The organism is Arthrobacter sp. BK1 (genome assembly GCF_056680055.1).
Window position 1 is genome coordinate 607,495 of the sequence record NZ_CM155263.1, and the last position, 19,619, is coordinate 627,113.

Annotated in this window: 12 protein-coding genes and 2 rRNA genes; 2 read left to right on the forward strand and 12 right to left on the reverse strand. The window is 63.2% G+C overall.

Going from position 1 to position 19,619, the window contains the following annotated elements:
* Positions 1-207 precede the first annotated feature (207 nt).
* The 5 genes from AC1MCA_RS02715 to AC1MCA_RS02735 form a co-directional block, all read right to left on the reverse strand.
* Positions 208-3,344, reverse strand: a 23S ribosomal RNA gene (locus AC1MCA_RS02715).
* 543 nt (positions 3,345-3,887) lie between these two features.
* A 16S ribosomal RNA gene (locus AC1MCA_RS02720) occupies positions 3,888-5,410 on the reverse strand.
* The 16S and 23S rRNA genes sit together here, the layout of an rRNA operon.
* A 501-nt stretch (positions 5,411-5,911) precedes the next feature.
* Positions 5,912-7,225 (reverse strand): tyrosine--tRNA ligase, encoded by a 1,314-nt coding sequence (tyrS, locus tag AC1MCA_RS02725; RefSeq protein ID WP_479801037.1) that lies wholly within the window; start codon positions 7,223-7,225, stop codon positions 5,912-5,914.
* Between the two features lie 76 nt (positions 7,226-7,301).
* Entirely contained in the window at positions 7,302-9,530 is a 2,229-nt protein-coding gene (locus AC1MCA_RS02730; protein ID WP_479801039.1) for a HelD family protein, read from the reverse strand.
* A 51-nt stretch (positions 9,531-9,581) separates the two neighbouring features.
* Positions 9,582-10,244, reverse strand: a complete 663-nt coding sequence (locus AC1MCA_RS02735) for a DNA-3-methyladenine glycosylase (RefSeq protein WP_479801041.1) — start codon at positions 10,242-10,244, stop codon at positions 9,582-9,584.
* Positions 10,245-10,327: 83 nt separating this feature from the next.
* Between AC1MCA_RS02735 and AC1MCA_RS02740 the strand changes: the two genes are divergently transcribed.
* Positions 10,328-11,857, forward strand: coding sequence for a DNA-3-methyladenine glycosylase 2 family protein (locus AC1MCA_RS02740; RefSeq protein ID WP_479801043.1), 1,530 nt, complete (start codon positions 10,328-10,330; stop codon positions 11,855-11,857).
* Positions 11,854-12,354, forward strand: a complete 501-nt coding sequence (locus AC1MCA_RS02745; RefSeq protein WP_108599666.1) for a methylated-DNA--[protein]-cysteine S-methyltransferase — start codon at positions 11,854-11,856, stop codon at positions 12,352-12,354. Before AC1MCA_RS02740 ends, AC1MCA_RS02745 begins: the two co-directional genes overlap by 4 nt.
* Here AC1MCA_RS02745 and AC1MCA_RS02750 read toward each other — a convergent pair.
* The 7 genes from AC1MCA_RS02750 to argB all read right to left on the reverse strand — a co-directional run bounded on the left by AC1MCA_RS02750 (position 12,351) and on the right by argB (position 19,579).
* Positions 12,351-12,887: a pyridoxine/pyridoxamine 5'-phosphate oxidase gene (locus tag AC1MCA_RS02750; protein ID WP_479801045.1), complete on the reverse strand. Its 537-nt coding sequence runs from the start codon at positions 12,885-12,887 to the stop codon at positions 12,351-12,353. The genes AC1MCA_RS02745 and AC1MCA_RS02750 overlap by 4 nt on opposite strands.
* 160 nt (positions 12,888-13,047) lie before the next feature.
* Positions 13,048-14,463, reverse strand: coding sequence for an argininosuccinate lyase (gene argH, locus AC1MCA_RS02755; RefSeq protein ID WP_479801047.1), 1,416 nt, complete (start codon positions 14,461-14,463; stop codon positions 13,048-13,050).
* Complete coding sequence (locus tag AC1MCA_RS02760) at positions 14,464-15,669, reverse strand: argininosuccinate synthase (RefSeq protein ID WP_479801049.1); 1,206 nt, start codon at positions 15,667-15,669, stop codon at positions 14,464-14,466.
* Between the two features lie 94 nt (positions 15,670-15,763).
* Complete coding sequence (locus AC1MCA_RS02765) at positions 15,764-16,303, reverse strand: arginine repressor (RefSeq protein ID WP_108598535.1); 540 nt, start codon at positions 16,301-16,303, stop codon at positions 15,764-15,766.
* Positions 16,300-17,337, reverse strand: a complete 1,038-nt coding sequence (gene argF / locus AC1MCA_RS02770; RefSeq protein ID WP_479801051.1) for an ornithine carbamoyltransferase — start codon at positions 17,335-17,337, stop codon at positions 16,300-16,302. Before argF ends, AC1MCA_RS02765 begins: the two co-directional genes overlap by 4 nt.
* Positions 17,334-18,623: an acetylornithine transaminase gene (locus AC1MCA_RS02775; protein ID WP_479801053.1), complete on the reverse strand. Its 1,290-nt coding sequence runs from the start codon at positions 18,621-18,623 to the stop codon at positions 17,334-17,336. Before AC1MCA_RS02775 ends, argF begins: the two co-directional genes overlap by 4 nt.
* Positions 18,620-19,579 carry an acetylglutamate kinase gene (gene argB, locus AC1MCA_RS02780; protein WP_479801055.1) on the reverse strand — a complete coding sequence of 320 codons (960 nt, stop codon included), beginning with the start codon at positions 19,577-19,579 and terminating at the stop codon, positions 18,620-18,622. The genes AC1MCA_RS02775 and argB overlap by 4 nt, the downstream gene beginning before the upstream one ends.
* Positions 19,580-19,619 lie beyond the last annotated feature (40 nt).

The window sequence follows — 19,619 nt, forward strand, 5'->3', positions numbered from 1 at the left end:
GGCTTGGGGTGGGAAAATTTGTGGTTACAACTGTGCTCCAGTTTTTGGTTGGAGCTGTGGTGTTGTTATTCAGTTGTTGGTTCCTGTGCAACTTACCGTGTGACGGGTTTGTTGGTTGGGAACCACATAGTGGACGCAAGCAGTCTTGTTTATCTTTTTACCGACCCCGTGGTGCAAACGCTTTTGAATCCGTTTGCGGGGTGGTGTGTGGTGTAAGTTATCGGCCTATTAGTACCGGTCAGCTTCACGAGTCGTTAGTCCTCGCTTCCACATCCGGCCTATCAACCCAGTGGTCTGGCTGGGGGCCTCTCACACACAAGGTGTATGGAAATCTCATCTCGAAGCGAGCTTCCCGCTTAGATGCTTTCAGCGGTTATCCCATCCGAACGTAGCTAATCAGCGGTGCACTTGGCAGTACAACTGACACACCAGAGGTTCGTCCGTCCCGGTCCTCTCGTACTAAGGACAGCCCTTCTCAAATTTCCTGCGCGCGCAGCGGATAGGGACCGAACTGTCTCACGACGTTCTAAACCCAGCTCGCGTACCGCTTTAATGGGCGAACAGCCCAACCCTTGGGACCTACTCCAGCCCCAGGATGCGACGAGCCGACATCGAGGTGCCAAACCATGCCGTCGATATGGACTCTTGGGCAAGATCAGCCTGTTATCCCCGAGGTACCTTTTATCCGTTGAGCGACGGCCATTCCACAATGTACCGCCGGATCACTAGTCCCGACTTTCGTCCCTGCTCGAGATGTCTCTCTCACAGTCAAGCTCCCTTGTGCACTTACACTCGACACCTGATTGCCAACCAGGCTGAGGGAACCTTTGGGCGCCTCCGTTACTTTTTAGGAGGCAACCGCCCCAGTTAAACTACCCATCAGGCACTGTCCCTGACCCGGATTACGGGCCGAAGTTAGATGTCCAAAGTGACCAGAGTGGTATTTCAACGATGACTCCACCCGAACTGGCGTCCGGGCTTCAACGTCTCCCACCTATCCTACACAAGCCACTCCGAACACCAATACCAAACTATAGTAAAGGTCTCGGGGTCTTTCCGTCCTGCTGCGCGTAACGAGCATCTTTACTCGTACTGCAATTTCGCCGAGTTTATGGTTGAGACAGCGGGGAAGTCGTTACTCCATTCGTGCAGGTCGGAACTTACCCGACAAGGAATTTCGCTACCTTAGGATGGTTATAGTTACCACCGCCGTTTACTGGGGCTTGAATTCTCAGCTTCGCCGTGAGGCTAACCGGTCCTCTTAACCTTCCAGCACCGGGCAGGAGTCAGTCCGTATACATCGTCTTGCGACTTCGCACGGACCTGTGTTTTTAGTAAACAGTCGCTTCCCCCTGGTCTCTGCGGCCCCGATCCCCTCCGGACAGCAAGTGTCCATCAAGGTTGGGGCCCCCCTTCTCCCGAAGTTACGGGGGCATTTTGCCGAGTTCCTTAACCATAATTCTCTCGATCGCCTTAGTATTCTCTACCTGATCACCTGTGTCGGTTTGGGGTACGGGCGGCTAAAACCTCGCGTCGATGCTTTTCTCGGCAGCATAGGATCACCAAATCCCCCCAAACGGGGGTCCCATCAGATCTCAGGCATCATGAACGGCGGATTTGCCTACCGTTCGCCCTACATCCTTAGACCGGGACAACCATCGCCCGGCTTGGCTACCTTCCTGCGTCACACCTGTTAATACGCTTGCCTCCCAGGATCAGGTCCCGCGCTCCACCAAAACCCTCACACCACAAGGGTGATCGGGCAGGTCTCGGGCGGTTAGTATCCCCTGTTCAGCATGGGCGGTTTTTCGCCGGTACGGGAATATCAACCCGTTGTCCATCGACTACGCCTGTCGGCCTCGCCTTAGGTCCCGACTTACCCAGGGCAGATTAGCTTGACCCTGGAACCCTTGATCATTCGGCGGACGGGTTTCTCACCCGTCTTTCGCTACTCATGCCTGCATTCTCACTCGTGTAGGCTCCACCGCTGGTTTACACCGCGACTTCACTGCCCACACGACGCTCCCCTACCACTCCAGACGCCTGAACCAACCCAACAAGTGGGCGGCTTGGCTACTATCTGAAATCCACAACTTCGGCGGTGTACTTGAGCCCCGCTACATTGTCGGCGCGGAATCACTTGACCAGTGAGCTATTACGCACTCTTTTAAGGATGGCTGCTTCTAAGCCAACCTCCTGGTTGTCTTCGCAACTCCACATCCTTTCCCACTTAGCACACGCTTAGGGGCCTTAGTTGGTGGTCTGGGCTGTTTCCCTCTCGACTATGAAGCTTATCCCCCACAGTCTCACTGCTGCGCTCTCACTTACCGGCATTCGGAGTTTGGCTGACGTCAGTAACCTTGTAGGGCCCATTAGCCATCCAGTAGCTCTACCTCCGGTAAGAAACACGCAACGCTGCACCTAAATGCATTTCGGGGAGAACCAGCTATCACGAAGTTTGATTGGCCTTTCACCCCTACCCACAGCTCATCCCCTCCATTTTCAACTGAAGTGGGTTCGGTCCTCCACGACGTCTTACCGTCGCTTCAACCTGGCCATGGGTAGATCACTTCGCTTCGGGTCTAGATCACGCCACTGCAACGCCCTATTCAGACTCGCTTTCGCTACGGCTTCCCCACACGGGTTAACCTCGCGACGTAACACTAACTCGCAGGCTCATTCTTCAAAAGGCACGCCGTCACAACTACAAAGGCTGCTCCGACGGATTGTAAGCACACGGTTTCAGGTACTGTTTCACTCCCCTCCCGGGGTACTTTTCACCTTTCCCTCACGGTACTGGTCCGCTATCGGTCATTAGGGAGTATTTAGGCTTATCAGGTGGTCCTGACAGATTCGCACGGGATTTCTCGGGCCCCGTGCTACTTGGGATACTCTCCAGGCGGCACAAAACATTTCGGTTACGGGGCTCACACCCTCTCTGGCCGGCCTTTCAAGACCGTTCACCTATGCCTGCACATCACACCTCACTGTCCCGGCAGAGACAGTACGGAAAGTCCCACAACCCCGACCATGCAACGCCCGCCGGCTATCACACATGGAACGGTTTAGCCTGATCCGCGTTCGCTCGCCACTACTAACGGAATCACTATTGTTTTCTCTTCCTGCGGGTACTGAGATGTTTCACTTCCCCGCGTTCCCTCCACGCACCCTATGTGTTCAGATGCGGGTCACCAGATCACTCGCGCGTCTGGCGGGGTTTCCCCATTCGGACACCCTGGGATCACAGTCCGGTTATCGACTCCCCCAGGCTTATCGCAGATTCCTACGTCCTTCTTCGGCTCCTAATGCCAAGGCATCCACCGTGTGCTCTTAAAAACTTGACCACAAAAGATCAAAAAAACTAATTTTCGAGAGAACCACGAAAACCACCCGGACACCACCACCACAACCCAAAGGCCACAGCAACAGACGCCCGGACAGATCCAGGTTCATATTCTTGGAAATTGCTTCTTATAAAAGATGCTCGCGTCCACTATGTAGTTCTCAAACAACAACCCCATACCACACACCCCACACACAACCCCCAAAGGGACCAACATGCATGATCGGTGCAGCCAGGAAACCAGAAACAAACAAACCCGAACCCCTCCCCATCAGGGAAGAACCCGGCCCTGTTGCCTCAGGACCCAACAGTGTGCCAAACACTAAACCACCCATTCCCCACCCCACCGTTCCAGGACACCGGCCGTGGTAAACCACAACAGGACATCCGTACTGGACGGGACAAAAAACACGCGGCCGCTACTTGTTGATATTCCACCCTTGAGCACCCGCCGCAGAACAATCGTCTGCGCAACGGGCATATACTCCTGACAACCCCACCACACGGACATACATCCGGCAGGATGGTTGTAGGTGCTCCTTAGAAAGGAGGTGATCCAGCCGCACCTTCCGGTACGGCTACCTTGTTACGACTTAGTCCCAATCGCCAGTCCCACCTTCGACAGCTCCCTCCCACAAGGGGTTAGGCCACCGGCTTCGGGTGTTACCAACTTTCGTGACTTGACGGGCGGTGTGTACAAGGCCCGGGAACGTATTCACCGCAGCGTTGCTGATCTGCGATTACTAGCGACTCCGACTTCATGGGGTCGAGTTGCAGACCCCAATCCGAACTGAGACCGGCTTTTTGGGATTAGCTCCACCTCACAGTATCGCAACCCTTTGTACCGGCCATTGTAGCATGCGTGAAGCCCAAGACATAAGGGGCATGATGATTTGACGTCGTCCCCACCTTCCTCCGAGTTGACCCCGGCAGTCTCCTATGAGTCCCCGCCATAACGCGCTGGCAACATAGAACGAGGGTTGCGCTCGTTGCGGGACTTAACCCAACATCTCACGACACGAGCTGACGACAACCATGCACCACCTGTGAACCGACCGCAAGCGGGGCACCTGTTTCCAGGTATTTCCAGTCCATGTCAAGCCTTGGTAAGGTTCTTCGCGTTGCATCGAATTAATCCGCATGCTCCGCCGCTTGTGCGGGCCCCCGTCAATTCCTTTGAGTTTTAGCCTTGCGGCCGTACTCCCCAGGCGGGGCACTTAATGCGTTAGCTACGGCGCGGAAAACGTGGAATGTCCCCCACACCTAGTGCCCAACGTTTACGGCATGGACTACCAGGGTATCTAATCCTGTTCGCTCCCCATGCTTTCGCTCCTCAGCGTCAGTTAATGCCCAGAGACCTGCCTTCGCCATCGGTGTTCCTCCTGATATCTGCGCATTTCACCGCTACACCAGGAATTCCAGTCTCCCCTACATCACTCTAGTCTGCCCGTACCCACCGCAGATCCGGAGTTGAGCCCCGGACTTTCACGGCAGACGCGACAAACCGCCTACGAGCTCTTTACGCCCAATAATTCCGGATAACGCTTGCGCCCTACGTATTACCGCGGCTGCTGGCACGTAGTTAGCCGGCGCTTCTTCTGCAGGTACCGTCACTTTCGCTTCTTCCCTACTGAAAGAGGTTTACAACCCGAAGGCCGTCATCCCTCACGCGGCGTCGCTGCATCAGGCTTGCGCCCATTGTGCAATATTCCCCACTGCTGCCTCCCGTAGGAGTCTGGGCCGTGTCTCAGTCCCAGTGTGGCCGGTCACCCTCTCAGGCCGGCTACCCGTCGTCGCCTTGGTGAGCCATTACCTCACCAACAAGCTGATAGGCCGCGAGTCCATCCAAAACCACAAAAAGCTTTCCACCCCCCACCATGCGATGAGGAGTCATATCCGGTATTAGACCCAGTTTCCCAGGCTTATCCCAGAGTTAAGGGCAGGTTACTCACGTGTTACTCACCCGTTCGCCACTAATCCACCAGCAAGCTGGCTTCATCGTTCGACTTGCATGTGTTAAGCACGCCGCCAGCGTTCATCCTGAGCCAGGATCAAACTCTCCGTTGAAGTAAAACAAAAACGAACACAACCACCAGCCCCGGGAAAACGGGACAAAACGGCTGCAAAATTTGAAACCAGCTGTAAAAACCAGACCACAATCCACGGGGTGGACAGGCCTGGCCAAAACAACCAATCAATAAAACAATTGGTATCAACAAACTTGGCACACTATTGAGTTCTCAAACAACAGACACATTCGAATATTTCCGAAACAATTCATTTCAATGAATTCTTATTTCGTATTTCTTCGCTGCGATGTTTCTAGCTTATTTCATCCTTATTCACTTTGCAAATCCGGGTTATTTTCCCGATATTCACCTGGTGGAATGAATCCGCCCAGCCAAAAGTGAAGCTTTTCATCATTTACGTGCTGTGCACATGAAGAATTGCTTCTCTTGTGAAGGGGGTTTGTCGCCACTCAGCGGCGGCGACTCAGAAAACAATACACGCTCCCCCGCGGCCGTGCAAATCGGCTTCGGAGGAGCGTGCATTCGGACTCGGAAAGGGCTACGGAACCAGTACTTCCACCGTGGCGAGGTTCTTCTTGCCGCGGCGCAGAAGAAGGTACTGGCCATGCAGCAGCTCGGACTCAGAGATGACCGCCTCAGGATCTGAGACCTTCTCGTTGTTGACGTAGGCCCCGCCTTCACCGACCGTCCGCCGGGCCGCGGACTTACTTTCGGAGAGGCCGGATGCCACCAACAGGTCCACAATGCCCAGGCCGTCCACCAGGACACGTGCCGACGGAAGTTCGGACGTGGCTGCTTCAAGCGTCGGCTTGTCCAGTGCGGCGAGGTCTCCATTGCCGAAGAGCGCAGCGGAGGCGGCGATGACCTTCTCTGTTGCCTCCACCCCGTGCACCAGGGACGTCACTTGGTACGCCAGCTTCCGCTGGCCCTCGCGGGCAAACGGACGTTCGGCCACGGACGTGCCCAAAGCTTCGATCTCGGCCCGGCTCAGGAAGGTGAATACCTTGAGCCTGTCCACCACGTCAGCATCAGCGGTGTTGAGCCAGAACTGGTAGAAGGCGTACGGGCTGCACATGCCGGCGTCGAGCCAGATGGCGTTGCCTTCACTCTTGCCGAATTTGGTGCCGTCCGAGTTGGTGATCAGGGGCGTGCCCAGGGCGTGGACAGGCTTGCCCTCCACCTTGCGGATGAGTTCCGTGCCGCTGGTGAGGTTGCCCCACTGGTCCGAGCCGCCGGTCTGCAGGACGCAGTCATAGTCACGGAAGAGCTGGAGGTAATCCATGCCCTGCAGGATCTGGTAGCTGAACTCGGTGTAGCTGATGCCCTCATCCGAACTCAGCCTGGAGGCAACGGCATCCTTGCGGAGCATGGTGCCGACGCGGTAGTGCTTACCGATTTCGCGCAGGAAGTCGATGGCGCTCAGCGGTGCGGTCCAGTCGAGGTTGTTAACCATGCGCGCCGCGCTGGGGCCCTCGAAGCTCAGGAACCGGCGGACCTGCGCCTGCAGGTAACCCACCCATTCATTGACGGTGTCCTTGGTATTGAGGGTGCGTTCCGCCGTCGGACGCGGATCACCGATCAGCCCCGTGGAGCCACCCACCAGACCCAGCGGCTTGTGGCCTGCCAGCTGGAGGCGGCGCATCAGGAGGAGCTGGACCAGGTTCCCCAGGTGCAGGCTCGGCGCTGTGGGATCGAACCCGCAGTAATAGGTGAACGGCTCACCGGCGAGGAGCTTTTCCAGTTCCCCTTCATCCGTGGATACGTGGACAAGGCCACGCCACTTCAGTTCCTGCCACACGTTGGCGAAGGTGGGATCGTTCTGCTGGGATTCGAGATCGTTGAGTTCTGGCACGACTCTAAGTTAGCAGGATTGGGGACGCCCGGCGCCGAAACATACGGTACCGGGCGTCCACAGGAGACTGCGCAGCTTAGTGTTCGATCCCCGCAGGAATGCCGGCTGCAGCGATGAGCCGGAGCCGCTGGGTGGGCCTGGTCATGGCAACATACAGGTCGCCGACCCGGCCGTGCTCGTGGTTGAGCATCATGGATGGCTCCAGGACCACCACGCCATCGAACTCCAGGCCTTTGGCCTCGCGCGGGCTGATGACCACGATGTCCTGCTCGTAGCTGCCGGCACCGCTGCCGATGCGCCTACCGTACACCGCACGAAGTGCTGCAGTTGCCTGCGGGAGGAGGTCGCCGTCGGCAATAACGGCCAGAAGCCCGCCGTCGAGCGCGTCCAGTTCTTCCGGGAGCACCTCCACCAGGCGGCTGACAACAGCCCCGTCAGCAACCTTGTCGATAAGGGGCGACCAGCGGCCCTCCCGGACAGCCTTCGGCACGGACACCACCAGGCCGGCGGCATTGGCCATCCGGGCTGCGGCTTCGGCAATCTGGGTGGGCGTACGGTAGTTGACGGTCAGTTCCTCCAGGTGCCAGCGGTCCCCGAACATGGGCGCCAGGGCCGCCTGCCAGGAGTTGGCACCGGCCACGGAACTCGTCTGCGCGATGTCACCCACGATGGTGAACGACTTCAGCGGGCAGCGGCGGACCAGCAGCCGCCACTGCATGGGCGAGAGCTCCTGTGCCTCATCCACCACGATGTGGCCGAAAGCCCACGTCCTGTCGGAGGTGGCACGCTCGGCGGCTGTCTGCCGGTTTTCCCGCTCCTGGTTCTGTTCGGCGAGTTCCTCCGCGGTAATGAGCACGTCAACACCCATGTCACCCATGTTCACGAGCGTCTGCTTGGCGTTGGCGAGATCGCGGGCGCGGTCGTGCTCCTGCTGGGCGAGGCCGCGTCCGGCAGCCGGGTCGAGTTCGCCCAGGAGCTCGGCCGCTTCATCCAGCAGCGGGACGTCAGACTCGGTCCAGGGAGCATCGGCCGGGCGCAGGAGCAGCGCCTGCTCCTGCAGGGTCAGGTGCGGCGTGCAGGCCGCGAGCACTGCGGGCTTGCTGAAAAGCTCGCTGATCAGCTTCTCCGGAGTCATAGGCATCCAGCAGAGATTCAGCGCGATCCGGACGTCACGGGCGGACCGGACGTCTTCGGCAAGGTAGGAACGGTCGGCATTGTTGCCCAGGCTCCCCGCCTCCACGAGCTCGGTCATCTGTTCGGTGAGCTCGCGGAGCAGGATCTTGACGAACAACAGCCGCGCCTCGTTGTGGGGCTTGCCCGTGGAACGCGCACGTTCACGTGCCCGGCGCACCTGGCGCGGGGTCAGGACCAGCTTGCGGCCGTCAACGTCGAGGATGCGGTCCTCGGCGGGGATGCGCTGGCGGTTCGCCACCGCGTTGGCCACAACCTCCGCCATGTCCAGGCGCCCCTTGATGGCTGCGACGTCCGCTTCGGGTTCCGCGATGGCATTGATCCCGGGCATCAGGCGTCCCACGCTGGCCATCACCACGCCGGTTTCACCCAGCGAGGGAAGGACGCGTTCGATGTATTTCATGAACGACGACGACGGGCCCACCAGCAGCACGCCGGCAGTCTTCAGCCGTTCCCGGTGGGTGTACAGCAGGTATGCGGCGCGGTGCAGCGCGACGGCGGTCTTGCCGGTGCCGGGACCACCTTGGACGACGAGTGCGCCGGACATGGGAGACCGGATGATGCGGTCCTGTTCCGACTGGATGGTGCCAACGATGTCCGACATCCGGCCCGTGCGCTTGGAATCGAGCGCGGCCAGCAGGGCGCCTTCGCCCTGCAGCGATGCATTATCCGCCAGCATGTCCGCGTCCAGGACGTCGTCCTCGATGGCCTTGACTTCACGCCCCTGCAGAATCAGATGCCGGCGGCGCCGAACGCCCTGCCGGTCGAAGGCGGTGGCCTGGTAAAAGTGCCCTGCTTCGGGCGCGCGCCAGTCAACCATGAGCCGTTGCAGATCGTCCGTGGTCAGGCCGATGCGGCCGATGTACTGGGCCTCACCGGAATCCAGGTCAAGGCGCCCGAAAACGAGCCGGTCGTCAACAGCATCGAGCTGCGCGAGCCGGTCCTCATAGAGGGCAGCGAAAGCATCACGTTCGGAAACATTCTGCATGGTGCCCACGGCACCGGCCCGCCGGACCTGCGCCAGCTGCGTGCGCTTCTCCGCACGGAGTTCTTCCAGCCGCGCGTACAGGCCGGCCACATAGTCCCGTTCGTGGGCCAAATCGGCGTCGAGCATTAACGTTCCCCTATCGCAAAAGACAGACCGTCCATTCTACAACCATTTCGGTTAACGCGATTGAAACTTGGGCGCCCTGACCTTGGCCGCTTTGTAGCGGGACACCGTGGGATCCCCCGGCAGCCAGAAACGCCACGGATAGGCAGCGGAGCCGCCGTCGCCGGAGACGCCCACCCGGGGCCCGGAACTGTATCCTTCGGCGGGGACCGGCGGCAGCCGCAGTTCGAAGGGTTCGGTCAATACGTCCCGCCCGCTGTCGGCCGTGGTCAGAGCCAGTGTGGTGGCCAACCGGGCCGGGCCGCTCGCAAGATCAAGGGACGATTTCGACGTCGGCCGTCGCACTCCGGCCAGATGCTGTCCCTCCACCACTTCGCCGGCCCGCAGGAGGACAGCCGACGCCGACCCCGCCGGGCCGCAGACAATGTTGGCGCAGTAGTGCATTCCATACGTGAAATACACGTACAGGTGGCCCGCGGCACCGAACATCGGCTCGTTGCGGGCAGTGGGCCCCCGGAACGTGTGCGACCCCGGGTCCGGATGCAGCGAGTCCCCCGGCCCCATGTACGCCTCCACCTCGCTGATGCGCACGGCTACGGTTCCCTCATGGCTGTTGTGGCTCAGGACCGCACCGAGCAGCTGCGGCGCTACCCGGCGCGCGTCACCGGAGAGCAATTCGCGGAGTGCTTCGGGGCCTGCTGGGCTGCGGACGGTCATGCTTCGACTGTACTCAAGAAACCTCCACGGTCATGTCCGATTTCCGCTAGCAGGGGGTGCCGGCGGCTGGCAGGATAGAGGTCATGGACTTCTGGCAGCGCTACCGTGCGATCGACGCACGGGACACCCGGTTCGACGGGCAGTTCTATACCGCGGTCCGCACCACCGGCATTTACTGCCGCCCGTCCTGCCCGGCGCGGACGCCGAAAGCAGCCAACGTCACGTTCTACGAAACATCCGCCGCAGCGCACGATGCCGGCTACCGGGCGTGCAAGCGCTGCCTCCCGGAGGCGGTCCCCGGCACACCCGCGTGGAACGTCCGGCAGGACCTGGCCGGCCGGGCCATGCGGCTGATCAATGACGGCGTGATCAACCGCGATGGCGTGGAGGGCCTTGCCGCCCGGCTGGGCTATTCGGCCCGGCAGCTGAACCGGATCCTGAGCCACGAACTCGGCGCGGGTCCCCTGTCCCTGGCCCGGGCCAGCCGCGCCCAGACCGCGCGCACGTTGCTGGTGTCCACGTCCATGAAGCTGGCGGACATCGCCTTTGCCTCAGGCTTCAGCAGCGTCAGGCAGTTCAACGAAACCATGGTGGAGGTCTTCGCCATGACCCCTACCGCACTGCGCTCCACCGCCCGGCACCACCCGGCAACGGCCGCCGCCGCCTCGCTGACGCTCAGCCTTCCCTACCGCGAACCGTTCGATCCCGGTGTCTTTTCCTTCCTGGCAGTCAGGGCCATTCCGGGGATCGAGGCGGGGACGCCGACGTCGTACGCCCGGACGCTGCGGCTCCCCCACGGTGACGCGCGCTTCAGTGTGGAGTACGACGACGGCGGCGCCGGGCGGCCGCTGACCCTCACCGTCGGCGCGGTGGACCTGCGGGACCTGCCTGCGCTGCTGAGCCGGGTACGCCGGCTCTTTGACCTTGATGCGGATCCCGTGGCGATCGACGACGCTTTGGCAGCCGATCCGCGCCTTGCCGCCTCGGTTGGCGCTGTCCCTGGCATACGGCTCCCCGGTGCGGTGGACCCCCAGGAGCTCCTGGTGCGGGCCATGATCGGGCAGCAGGTCACCGTCGCGGCCGCCCGGACGGCACTGACGCAACTATCGGCGTCCGGCAGCCCGTGCGCCGTCCCGATTGATGGACTCGACCGGCTCTTCCCCACCGCGGAAGAGATCGCCGCAGAGGGATACACGCTGCTGCGCGGACCACAGCGCCGGATTGATGCCGTGCGGGCAGCCGCGTCAGCCATGGCATCCGGTGTGCTGGATTTTGGCTACGGCGACGACCTGTCAGGCCTGACCGCAAAGATGCTTCCCCTTGCCGGGGTAGGCCCCTGGACGGTGGGCTACGTGGCAATGCGCGTCCTGGGCGCACCTGACGTGTTCCTGGCCAACGACGCGGCGGTACGGAACGGCATCCGGGCCCTCGCCACACGCGCGGGGCTGGACACCGTGCCGGCCGGTGGCGCCGCTGACCCGGAGTTTCGCCGCGTGAGCCCTTGGCGGTCCTATGCCACGATGCACCTGTGGCGTGCTGCGGCCGCACCAAAAACCTCCTCCCGCCCGGACACCATACTTGCGAAAAATGTTCCAAAGAAAGCGATGCCATGAAAGCCCAGCTGCTGCAGATGTCCACCCCGGACGGCCCGTTCACCATCCTTGCCCGGGACGGCGTGGTGCTGGCCTCCGGCTGGACGGCCGAACCCGGCGAGCTGACCGGACAGATCCACCCGGAGCTGCGTCCGGCGGATGTTGAGGCCGTCACTGACCTGGGGCCGATTTCCCGTGCCGTGGAGGCCTTCTACGCCGGCGACCCGGCACCGGCCATGGCTGTGCCCGTCCAGCAGAAATCCGGACCGTTCCGCGCCCACGCCTGGGACGTCCTGAGGACAGTCCGTCCCGGCGCGCCGGTGACCTACACGGAATACGCCGAACTGTCCGGAAATCCCAAAGCCGTTCGGGCAGCCGCCAGTGCCTGCGCCTTTAATGCTGCGGCGTTGTTTGTGCCGTGCCACCGGGTGATCCGGACAGACGGTTCCCTGGGCGGCTTCCGTTGGGGCCTCGCCATCAAGGAAAGCCTGCTGGCCCGTGAGGCCGGAACACCCTAGCTGAGCAGATTTCCGTCCGGACCGAAGCGGTGCCGGATGTGGCGGCGGTCATGCCTGGCCTGCCAGAATTCGACCTCTGAAGGTTGCAGGGCGTACAGCTGCCATTGGGCGTTGGTGCTGCCGTCTGCCCCGGGCCGGGCATCCCAGTCCGCCGTTGAGGCTTCTGTGGAGAGCTCCACCACCGTTCCGGCCACCCGGACCTGGCGCCCCTGCTCCGGCCAGAAGAAGTTCAGTGCCGCCTGGGGGTTGAGCGAGAGTTCCTTACCCTTTCGCGAGGTGCGGGCCGTGGCGAACTGCCATCCGTCGTCGTCGATGTCCTTCAGAATGAGCATCCTGGACGATGGTTGCCCTGAGTTGTCCGCGGTGGCCAGGCTGCAGGCATGCGGCTGCAGCACCCCGGCCGCGAGCGCTTCGTCCAGCCACTGCCTGAACAGCGCCGCCGGGTCCGCCGGCGCCGTCTCCGGGTCGAAGGACGGCAGGTCGGACGGGAAGTCCGGCAGGGCCCGGAGTTTGTCGCGGAAGGATTCACTCATGCCCCCACCCTAAGCGCCGCAGCGCCGCAGGATAACCGCCGGCAACGCACAACGCTCTCTCACTTAATGCACTGATATCGGCATCGCCCTCTCACTTTCTTGAGGAAAGTGAGAGAGCGATGGCCAAAAAGATGCATCAAATGAGAGAGCGTGTGGACTGCTAGCGCGCGTACTCCCGCACACCGGCCAGCTCGGCTTCCAGCGCAACCAGCTGGCGTTCGACGGCGGCCGGTGCGGTACCGCCCTGGGAGTTGCGGCTGTTGAGCGAGCCCTCGGTGGACAGGACCGTCCGGACCTCCGGGGTCAGGTGCTCCGAGATGGCGGCGTATTCCTCATCCGTCAGGTCCCACAGCTCCACATCGCGGCTTTCGGCCTGCTTGACGGCTGCTCCGGAGAGCTCGTGGGCCTCGCGGAACGGAACCCCCTGCCGGACCAGCCATTCGGCGATGTCGGTGGCCAGCGCAAAGCCCTGCGGTGCCAATGACTCCATCCGTTCGGTATTGAACTTCAGCGTCGCGATCATGCCCGAGACAGCCGGAAGCAGCAGCTCCAGGGTGTCGGCGGCGTCGAAGACCGGCTCTTTATCTTCCTGCAGGTCGCGGTTGTACGCGAGCGGCAGGCCCTTGAGCGTAGCCAGCAGCCCGGTCAGGTTGCCGATCAGGCGGCCCGCCTTGCCGCGCGCCAGCTCTGCAACATCCGGGTTCTTCTTCTGCGGCATGATCGAGGAGCCGGTGGAGTACGAATCGTGCAGGCTCACAAAGGAGAACTCCTTGGTGGCCCACAGGATGACTTCCTCCGACACGCGGGACAGGTCGACGCCGATCATGGCCGTCACCCAGGCGAACTCGGCAAAGACGTCGCGGGAAGCGGTGCCGTCGATCGAGTTGTGCGTGGCTGAGAAGAATCCGAGGTCCGCCGCCACCGCTTCAGGATCCAGTCCCAGCGAAGATCCCGCCAGGGCGCCTGAGCCGTAGGGCGAAACCCCGGCGCGCTTGTCCCAGTCCTGCAGCCGCTGCACGTCGCGCAGCAGAGCCCAGGCATGGGCGAGCAGGTGGTGGCTGAGCAGGACCGGCTGGGCATGCTGCAGGTGGGTCCGGCCGGGCATGGCCACACCCTGGTGCGCCTTGGCCTGGTCCACCAGTGCCTCGATCGTGGCGAGCACGCCGCGCGCGATGATCCGGGCATGGTCGCGCAGGAACATCCGTCCCAGCGTGGCCACCTGGTCGTTGCGCGAACGGCCGGCGCGGAGCTTGCCGCCCAGCTGGGTTCCGGCGCGCTCGATCAGTCCGCGTTCCAGCGAGCCGTGCACATCCTCATCGGATTCCGACGGCAGGTAGGCCCCAGACGCAACGTCCTCGTCCAGCTGCTTCAGCGCTGCCAGCATGCCGTCGAGCTCAGCGTCGTCCAGCAGGCCGGCCTTGTGGAGCACACGGGCGTGCGCCATGGAACCGGCGATGTCGTAGCGGGCCAGCCGCCAGTCAAAGTGCGTGGACTTGCTCAGTGCCGCGAGGGCATCTGCGGGGCCACCGGCAAAGCGGCCGCCCCACAGTGCACCTTCGTTTGTAGCGGAAGCCACTTACTGGCCTGCGACGCGGATATCGCGGCCGGACGCGACCTTCGCGGACATGCCCCACAGCTCGATGAAGCCGCGGGCCATGGACTGGTCGAAGGTGTCGCCGGTGTCGTAGGTGGCGAGGTCGAAGTCGTAGAGCGAGGTCTCGGAGCGGCGTCCGTTGACGATCGCCTGGCCGCCGTGCAGGGTCATGCGGATGTCACCGGAAACATACTTCTGGGTGTCTTCGATGAAGGCGTCCAGCGAACGCTTGAGCGGTGAGAACCACTGGCCGTCGTACACCAGCTCGGCCCAGCGCTGGCCAACAGTTGCCTTGAAGCGGGCCTGCTCGCGCTCCACCGTGATGTCCTCAAGGTGCTTGTGCGCCGTGATGAGGGCCATGGCGCCGGGGGCCTCGTAGATTTCGCGGGACTTGATGCCCACGAGGCGGTCCTCGACGACGTCGATACGGCCAACGCCCTGGGCGCCGGCGCGGCGGTTCAGTTCCTTGATGGCCTGCAGCGGGGTGACCTTGACGCCGTCGATCGCTACCGGGATGCCGGCTTCGAAGGAGATGGTGACCTCATCCGGTGCCGGCGGGAACTCCGGGGTGGCGGTGTAGTCGTAGATGTCCTTCGTGGGCGCGTTCCAGATGTCCTCGAGGTAACCGGTTTCGACGGCGCGGCCCCAGACGTTCTGGTCGATCGAGTACGGGTTCTTCTTGGTGGTCTCGATCGGCAGTCCCTTTTCCTCGGCGAAGGCGATGGCCTTGTCGCGGGTCAGGGCGAGGTCGCGGACCGGGGCGATGCACTTCAGGTCCGGGCCGAGGGTCTGGATGCCGACCTCAAAGCGGACCTGGTCGTTGCCCTTGCCGGTGCAGCCGTGCGCAACCGTGGTGGCGCCGAATTCGCGGGCGGCCTTGACCAGGTGCTTGACGATGACGGGCCGGGAGATGGCGGAGACCAGCGGGTAGTGGCCCTGGTAGAGGGCGTTGGCCTTCAGCGTGGGCATGCAGTACTCGTTGGCGAACTCATCGGACGCGTCAGCCACGTAGGCTTCAACGGCGCCGCAGCCCAGGGCACGCTGGCGGATGGTTTCCAGCGATTCGCCGCCCTGTCCGACGTCGACCGCCACGGCGATGACCTCGGCACCGGTGGCTTCACCGATCCAGCCGATGGCTACGGAAGTATCGAGGCCACCGGAGTAGGCCAGAACAATACGCTCAGTCACGAAAATGCTCCTCTTATTGGGGGTTGGGATTTCTTGTTCGGGAAATTCTTCTAGGGAAAGCCTGTCACAACGCAGGCGCCGCTGGAGCAGCGGGCTATTGCTGGCTTCCGCCGGCTTCCTCTGCCAGTTGCAGGAACCGGGCCGCGAGGTCCTGCCCGCCGGCGGGATCGCGGGAAACCAGGAGCACGGTATCGTCACCGGCGATGGTCCCCAGGATGGAGGGCATCACCGAGTGGTCGATGGCCAGTGCCAGGAAGTTGGCGGCGCCGGGCGGGGTCCGGAGCACGGCGATGTTGGCTGAAGCCTCTGCCGTGACGAGCAATTCGCTGCACAGCCTGGCCAGCCGTGCGTCCAGGATTTCCTGGCTCACCCCGCTTTTGGCGGCGCGTTCGCCGCCTTCGCCGGGGACGGCATAGACCAGGACGCCTTCCTTGCCGCGGACCCGGACGGCGCCGAGTTCCACGAGGTCGCGGGAGAGGGTGGCCTGGGTGACCTGGACGCCGTCGTCCGCCAGCAAAGCGGCAAGCTCCGCCTGGGAGCGCACCGATTCACCCGTCAGGATGGCGGTGATGCGCGCCTGGCGGGCTGTTTTGGTGGCCGGGCTGGAGCCCGGCGCTGCCGGCGGGACGGTCACGGGTTACTGGCCTCCACGGACGCCGGCCCATCCAAAGGCGCCAGCCCATCCAGCGGCGGCAGGCCTTCGACGACGGCCAGGCCGGAGCGGTGCATCAGCCAAGCCATCAGCGCCTTCTGGGCGTGGAGCCGGTTCTCGGCTTCGTCCCACACGATCGACTGAGGGCCGTCGATGACTCCTGCTGAGATCTCGTAGCCGCGGTACGCGGGCAGGCAGTGAAGCACGACGGCGTCGTCCGCCGCGAGTGCCATCGCCGCCTCATCGACGGCGTACTCCCGGAACAGCTGCATCCGGGCAGCCTTTTGGGCTTCCTGGCCCATGGACACCCAGGTGTCCGTGGCCACGACGTCGGCGTCCGTGAGCGCCGCGGCGGCGTCGGTGGTGATCAGCACGGACCCGCCGGTCTGGGCTGCACGTTCCTCAGCCGCGGCAACGATCTCCGCGGCCGGCAGATAGCCTTCCGGCCCTGCGATGCGGACATGCATCCCTGCGGTGACTCCTGCCAGAAGGTAGGAGTTGGCCATGTTGTTGGCCGAATCCCCCAGGTAGCTCATGGTGAGGCCTTTGAGCTCGCCCTTGTGCTCCTTGACCGCCAGCAGATCGGCCAGCAGCTGGCAGGGGTGGTAGTCATCGCACAGCGCATTGATGACCGGCACCCTGGAGTTTTCCGCCATCGCCACGAGGCCGGCATGCGCTCCGGTGCGCCAGACAATGGTGGAGACCATGCGTTCGAGGACCTTGGCGGTATCCTCCACCGATTCCTTGTGGCCGATCTGGGCTTCCCCCGGGTTGATGATCAGGGCGTTGCCGCCCATGTCCGCGATGCCGGTGGCGAAGGACACGCGGGTGCGTGTGGAGGTCTTGTCGAAGATGACGGCGACGGTCTTGCGGCCGTTTCCCTCGGCGGCAAAAGGCTGCACGCTGTAGGGCTCGGCCTTCATGCGGACAGCCAGGTCCAGCACCTCGGCCTGCTCAGCCGGAGTGAGGTCGGTGTCCTTGAGGAAGTGGCGGGTGGTGCTGCCTACAGGGGTCACTGCGCGTCCTTAGCTGTCTGGAGGATTGCCGGGAAGGCGGCAAGGAAGGCACCGGCCTGCTCGGTGGTGAGGATCAGCGGCGGGGCAAGCCGGATGGTGCGCGGCCCGGGGCTGTTGACGATGAACCCGGCGTCGAGGCCGGCGGTGACCACCGCAGGGGCGACGTCCGCGTCCAGGTCGAAGCCGATCAGGAGGCCTTCGCCACGGACTTCCGTGACGCCCTCGACGGCGGCGAGTCCCGCACGGAGGTAGTCCCCCACGGTCGCGACGTTCTCCAGTACGCGCTGGCTTTCGATCGCATGCAGCGTAGCCAAAGCGGCCGCCGTCGCCACCGGGTTGCCGCCGAAGGTGCTGCCGTGCTGGCCGGCCCCCAGGAGGGTGGATACAGGCTCGCCAAAGGTGATGAGCGCGCCGATGGGGAAGCCCCCGCCGAGGCCCTTGGCCAGTGTGACGGCGTCGGGAACGATCCCGGCGTCTTCGCTGGCGAGCCACTTGCCGGTCCGGCCGATGCCGGTCTGGACCTCATCCAGGATCAGCAGGGCACCGGCTTTCGTGGTTGCCTCGCGGGCGGCTGCCAGATACCCCGCAGGCAAGGGACGGACGCCGGCTTCACCCTGGATGGGCTCCAGGAACACGGCAGCCACCGTCTCGTCGATGGCAGCTTCGAGGGCGGCCACGTCGCCGAAGGGAACGTGGACCACCCCGCCGGGCAGGGGTTCGAACGGAGCACGGTAGGCCTCCTTGGCGGTCAGGGCCAGGGCGCCCATGGTGCGGCCGTGAAAGGCTCCCTCGAGGGCGATGATCTTGGTGCGGGGTGCGCCGTCCGGACCGGTCGCGTTGCGCCGGGCCAGCTTGAACGCGGCCTCCACAGCCTCGGTTCCCGAGTTGGCGAAGAACACCTTGGAGCCCGCCGGCGCATGCGTCAGTGCCAGCAGCTTTTCTGCGAGCGCCACCTGGGTGGGGCTGGTGAAGAAGTTGGAGACATGCCCCAACGTGGCCAGCTGGCTGGAGATTACGGAGGTGACGAACGGGTGGGCATGGCCGAGGGCGTTGACGGCGATACCGCCGAGCAGGTCCAGGTATTCCTTTCCGTCGGCGTCCCAGACCAGGCAGCCGGCGCCACGGACCAGGACGCGCTGCGGGGTGCCGAACACGCCCATGAGCGATGTGGAATAGCGCGCGAGCCAGTCAGCTCCGCTGGTGTGGCCAACCAGGGCGGTCGCGGCGGCCTCGGCAGCGATGGAGGTCCCGGCAGCGGTGGAGTTGGTCAGGTCTGCGTGGGTCATGATGCATTCGTTTCTTCGTCGGGGACCACCTGGGTGCCGATGCCGGCGGTGGTGAAGGTTTCCAGGAGCATGGAGTGCGGCAGCCTGCCGTCCACGATGTGTGCGCGTTCCACGCCGCCGTCGATGGCTTTGAGGCATGCCTCCATTTTCGGGATCATGCCCGACTCCAGCGAGCGCAACATCCCGCGCAGCTCCGTTGCCGTCAGCGAGGAAATGAGCGAGGACCGGTCCGGCCAGTTGGCGTAGAGGCCCTCGACGTCGGTGAGGATCACCAGTTTGGACGCCCCCAGTGCCTCCGCGAGGGCCGCCGCAGCCGTATCGGCATTGACGTTGAGGACCTGCCCGGTGGTCTGTACCGCACCTGCGGCTGTCTCGGTGCCATCACTCTCGATCTCCGGGGCCACAGTGGAGATCACGGGGATGCGTCCGGCTGCCAGGATGTCCAGGATGCCTTCGGGGTTCACGCCCACCACTTCGCCCACCAGGCCCAGGTCCACTTCCTCCCCGTCAATGACGGTGCCGGTCCGGACGGCGCGGAGCAGGCCGCCGTCCTCGCCGGACATCCCCACCGCATAGGGGCCGTGCGAGTTGATCAGGCCCACCAGTTCGCGGCCCACCTGGCCAGTGAGGACCATGCGGACCACGTCCATGGCTTCGGGGGTAGTGACGCGGAGCCCGCCCTTGAACTCGGATTCGATGCCCAGCCGGGCAAGCATCGAGTTGATCTGGGGTCCGCCGCCGTGGACCACCACGGGGTGGATGCCCACATGGTGCAGGAACACCACGTCTTCGGCGAACGCCCGGCGCAGTTCCTCGTTGACCATGGCGTTGCCGCCGTATTTGATCACCATGGTGGTGCCGGCGAAGCGCTGGATCCACGGCAGCGCCTCGATCAGTGTGCCGGCCTTGCTTTGGGCATCACTCATGGACGTGGTTTCACGGGGCTGGGTGTTCATGCTGGCAGTATCTCCAAGGTGCTGGTGGATGAGGCCCGGG

What these genes read in the sequence shown, in the direction of transcription:
- AC1MCA_RS02730 (WP_479801039.1), bottom strand. Translation starts at nt 9,530, where the DNA reads ATGCTCGACGCCGATTTGGCCCACGAACGGGACTATGTGGCCGGCCTG.
- AC1MCA_RS02735 (WP_479801041.1), bottom strand. Translation starts at nt 10,244, where the DNA reads ATGACCGTCCGCAGCCCAGCAGGCCCCGAAGCACTCCGCGAATTGCTC.
- AC1MCA_RS02740 (WP_479801043.1), top strand. Translation starts at nt 10,328, where the DNA reads ATGGACTTCTGGCAGCGCTACCGTGCGATCGACGCACGGGACACCCGG.
- AC1MCA_RS02745 (WP_108599666.1), top strand. Translation starts at nt 11,854, where the DNA reads ATGAAAGCCCAGCTGCTGCAGATGTCCACCCCGGACGGCCCGTTCACC.
- AC1MCA_RS02750 (WP_479801045.1), bottom strand. Translation starts at nt 12,887, where the DNA reads ATGAGTGAATCCTTCCGCGACAAACTCCGGGCCCTGCCGGACTTCCCG.
- AC1MCA_RS02775 (WP_479801053.1), bottom strand. Translation starts at nt 18,623, where the DNA reads ATGACCCACGCAGACCTGACCAACTCCACCGCTGCCGGGACCTCCATC.
- argB (WP_479801055.1), bottom strand. Translation starts at nt 19,579, where the DNA reads ATGAACACCCAGCCCCGTGAAACCACGTCCATGAGTGATGCCCAAAGC.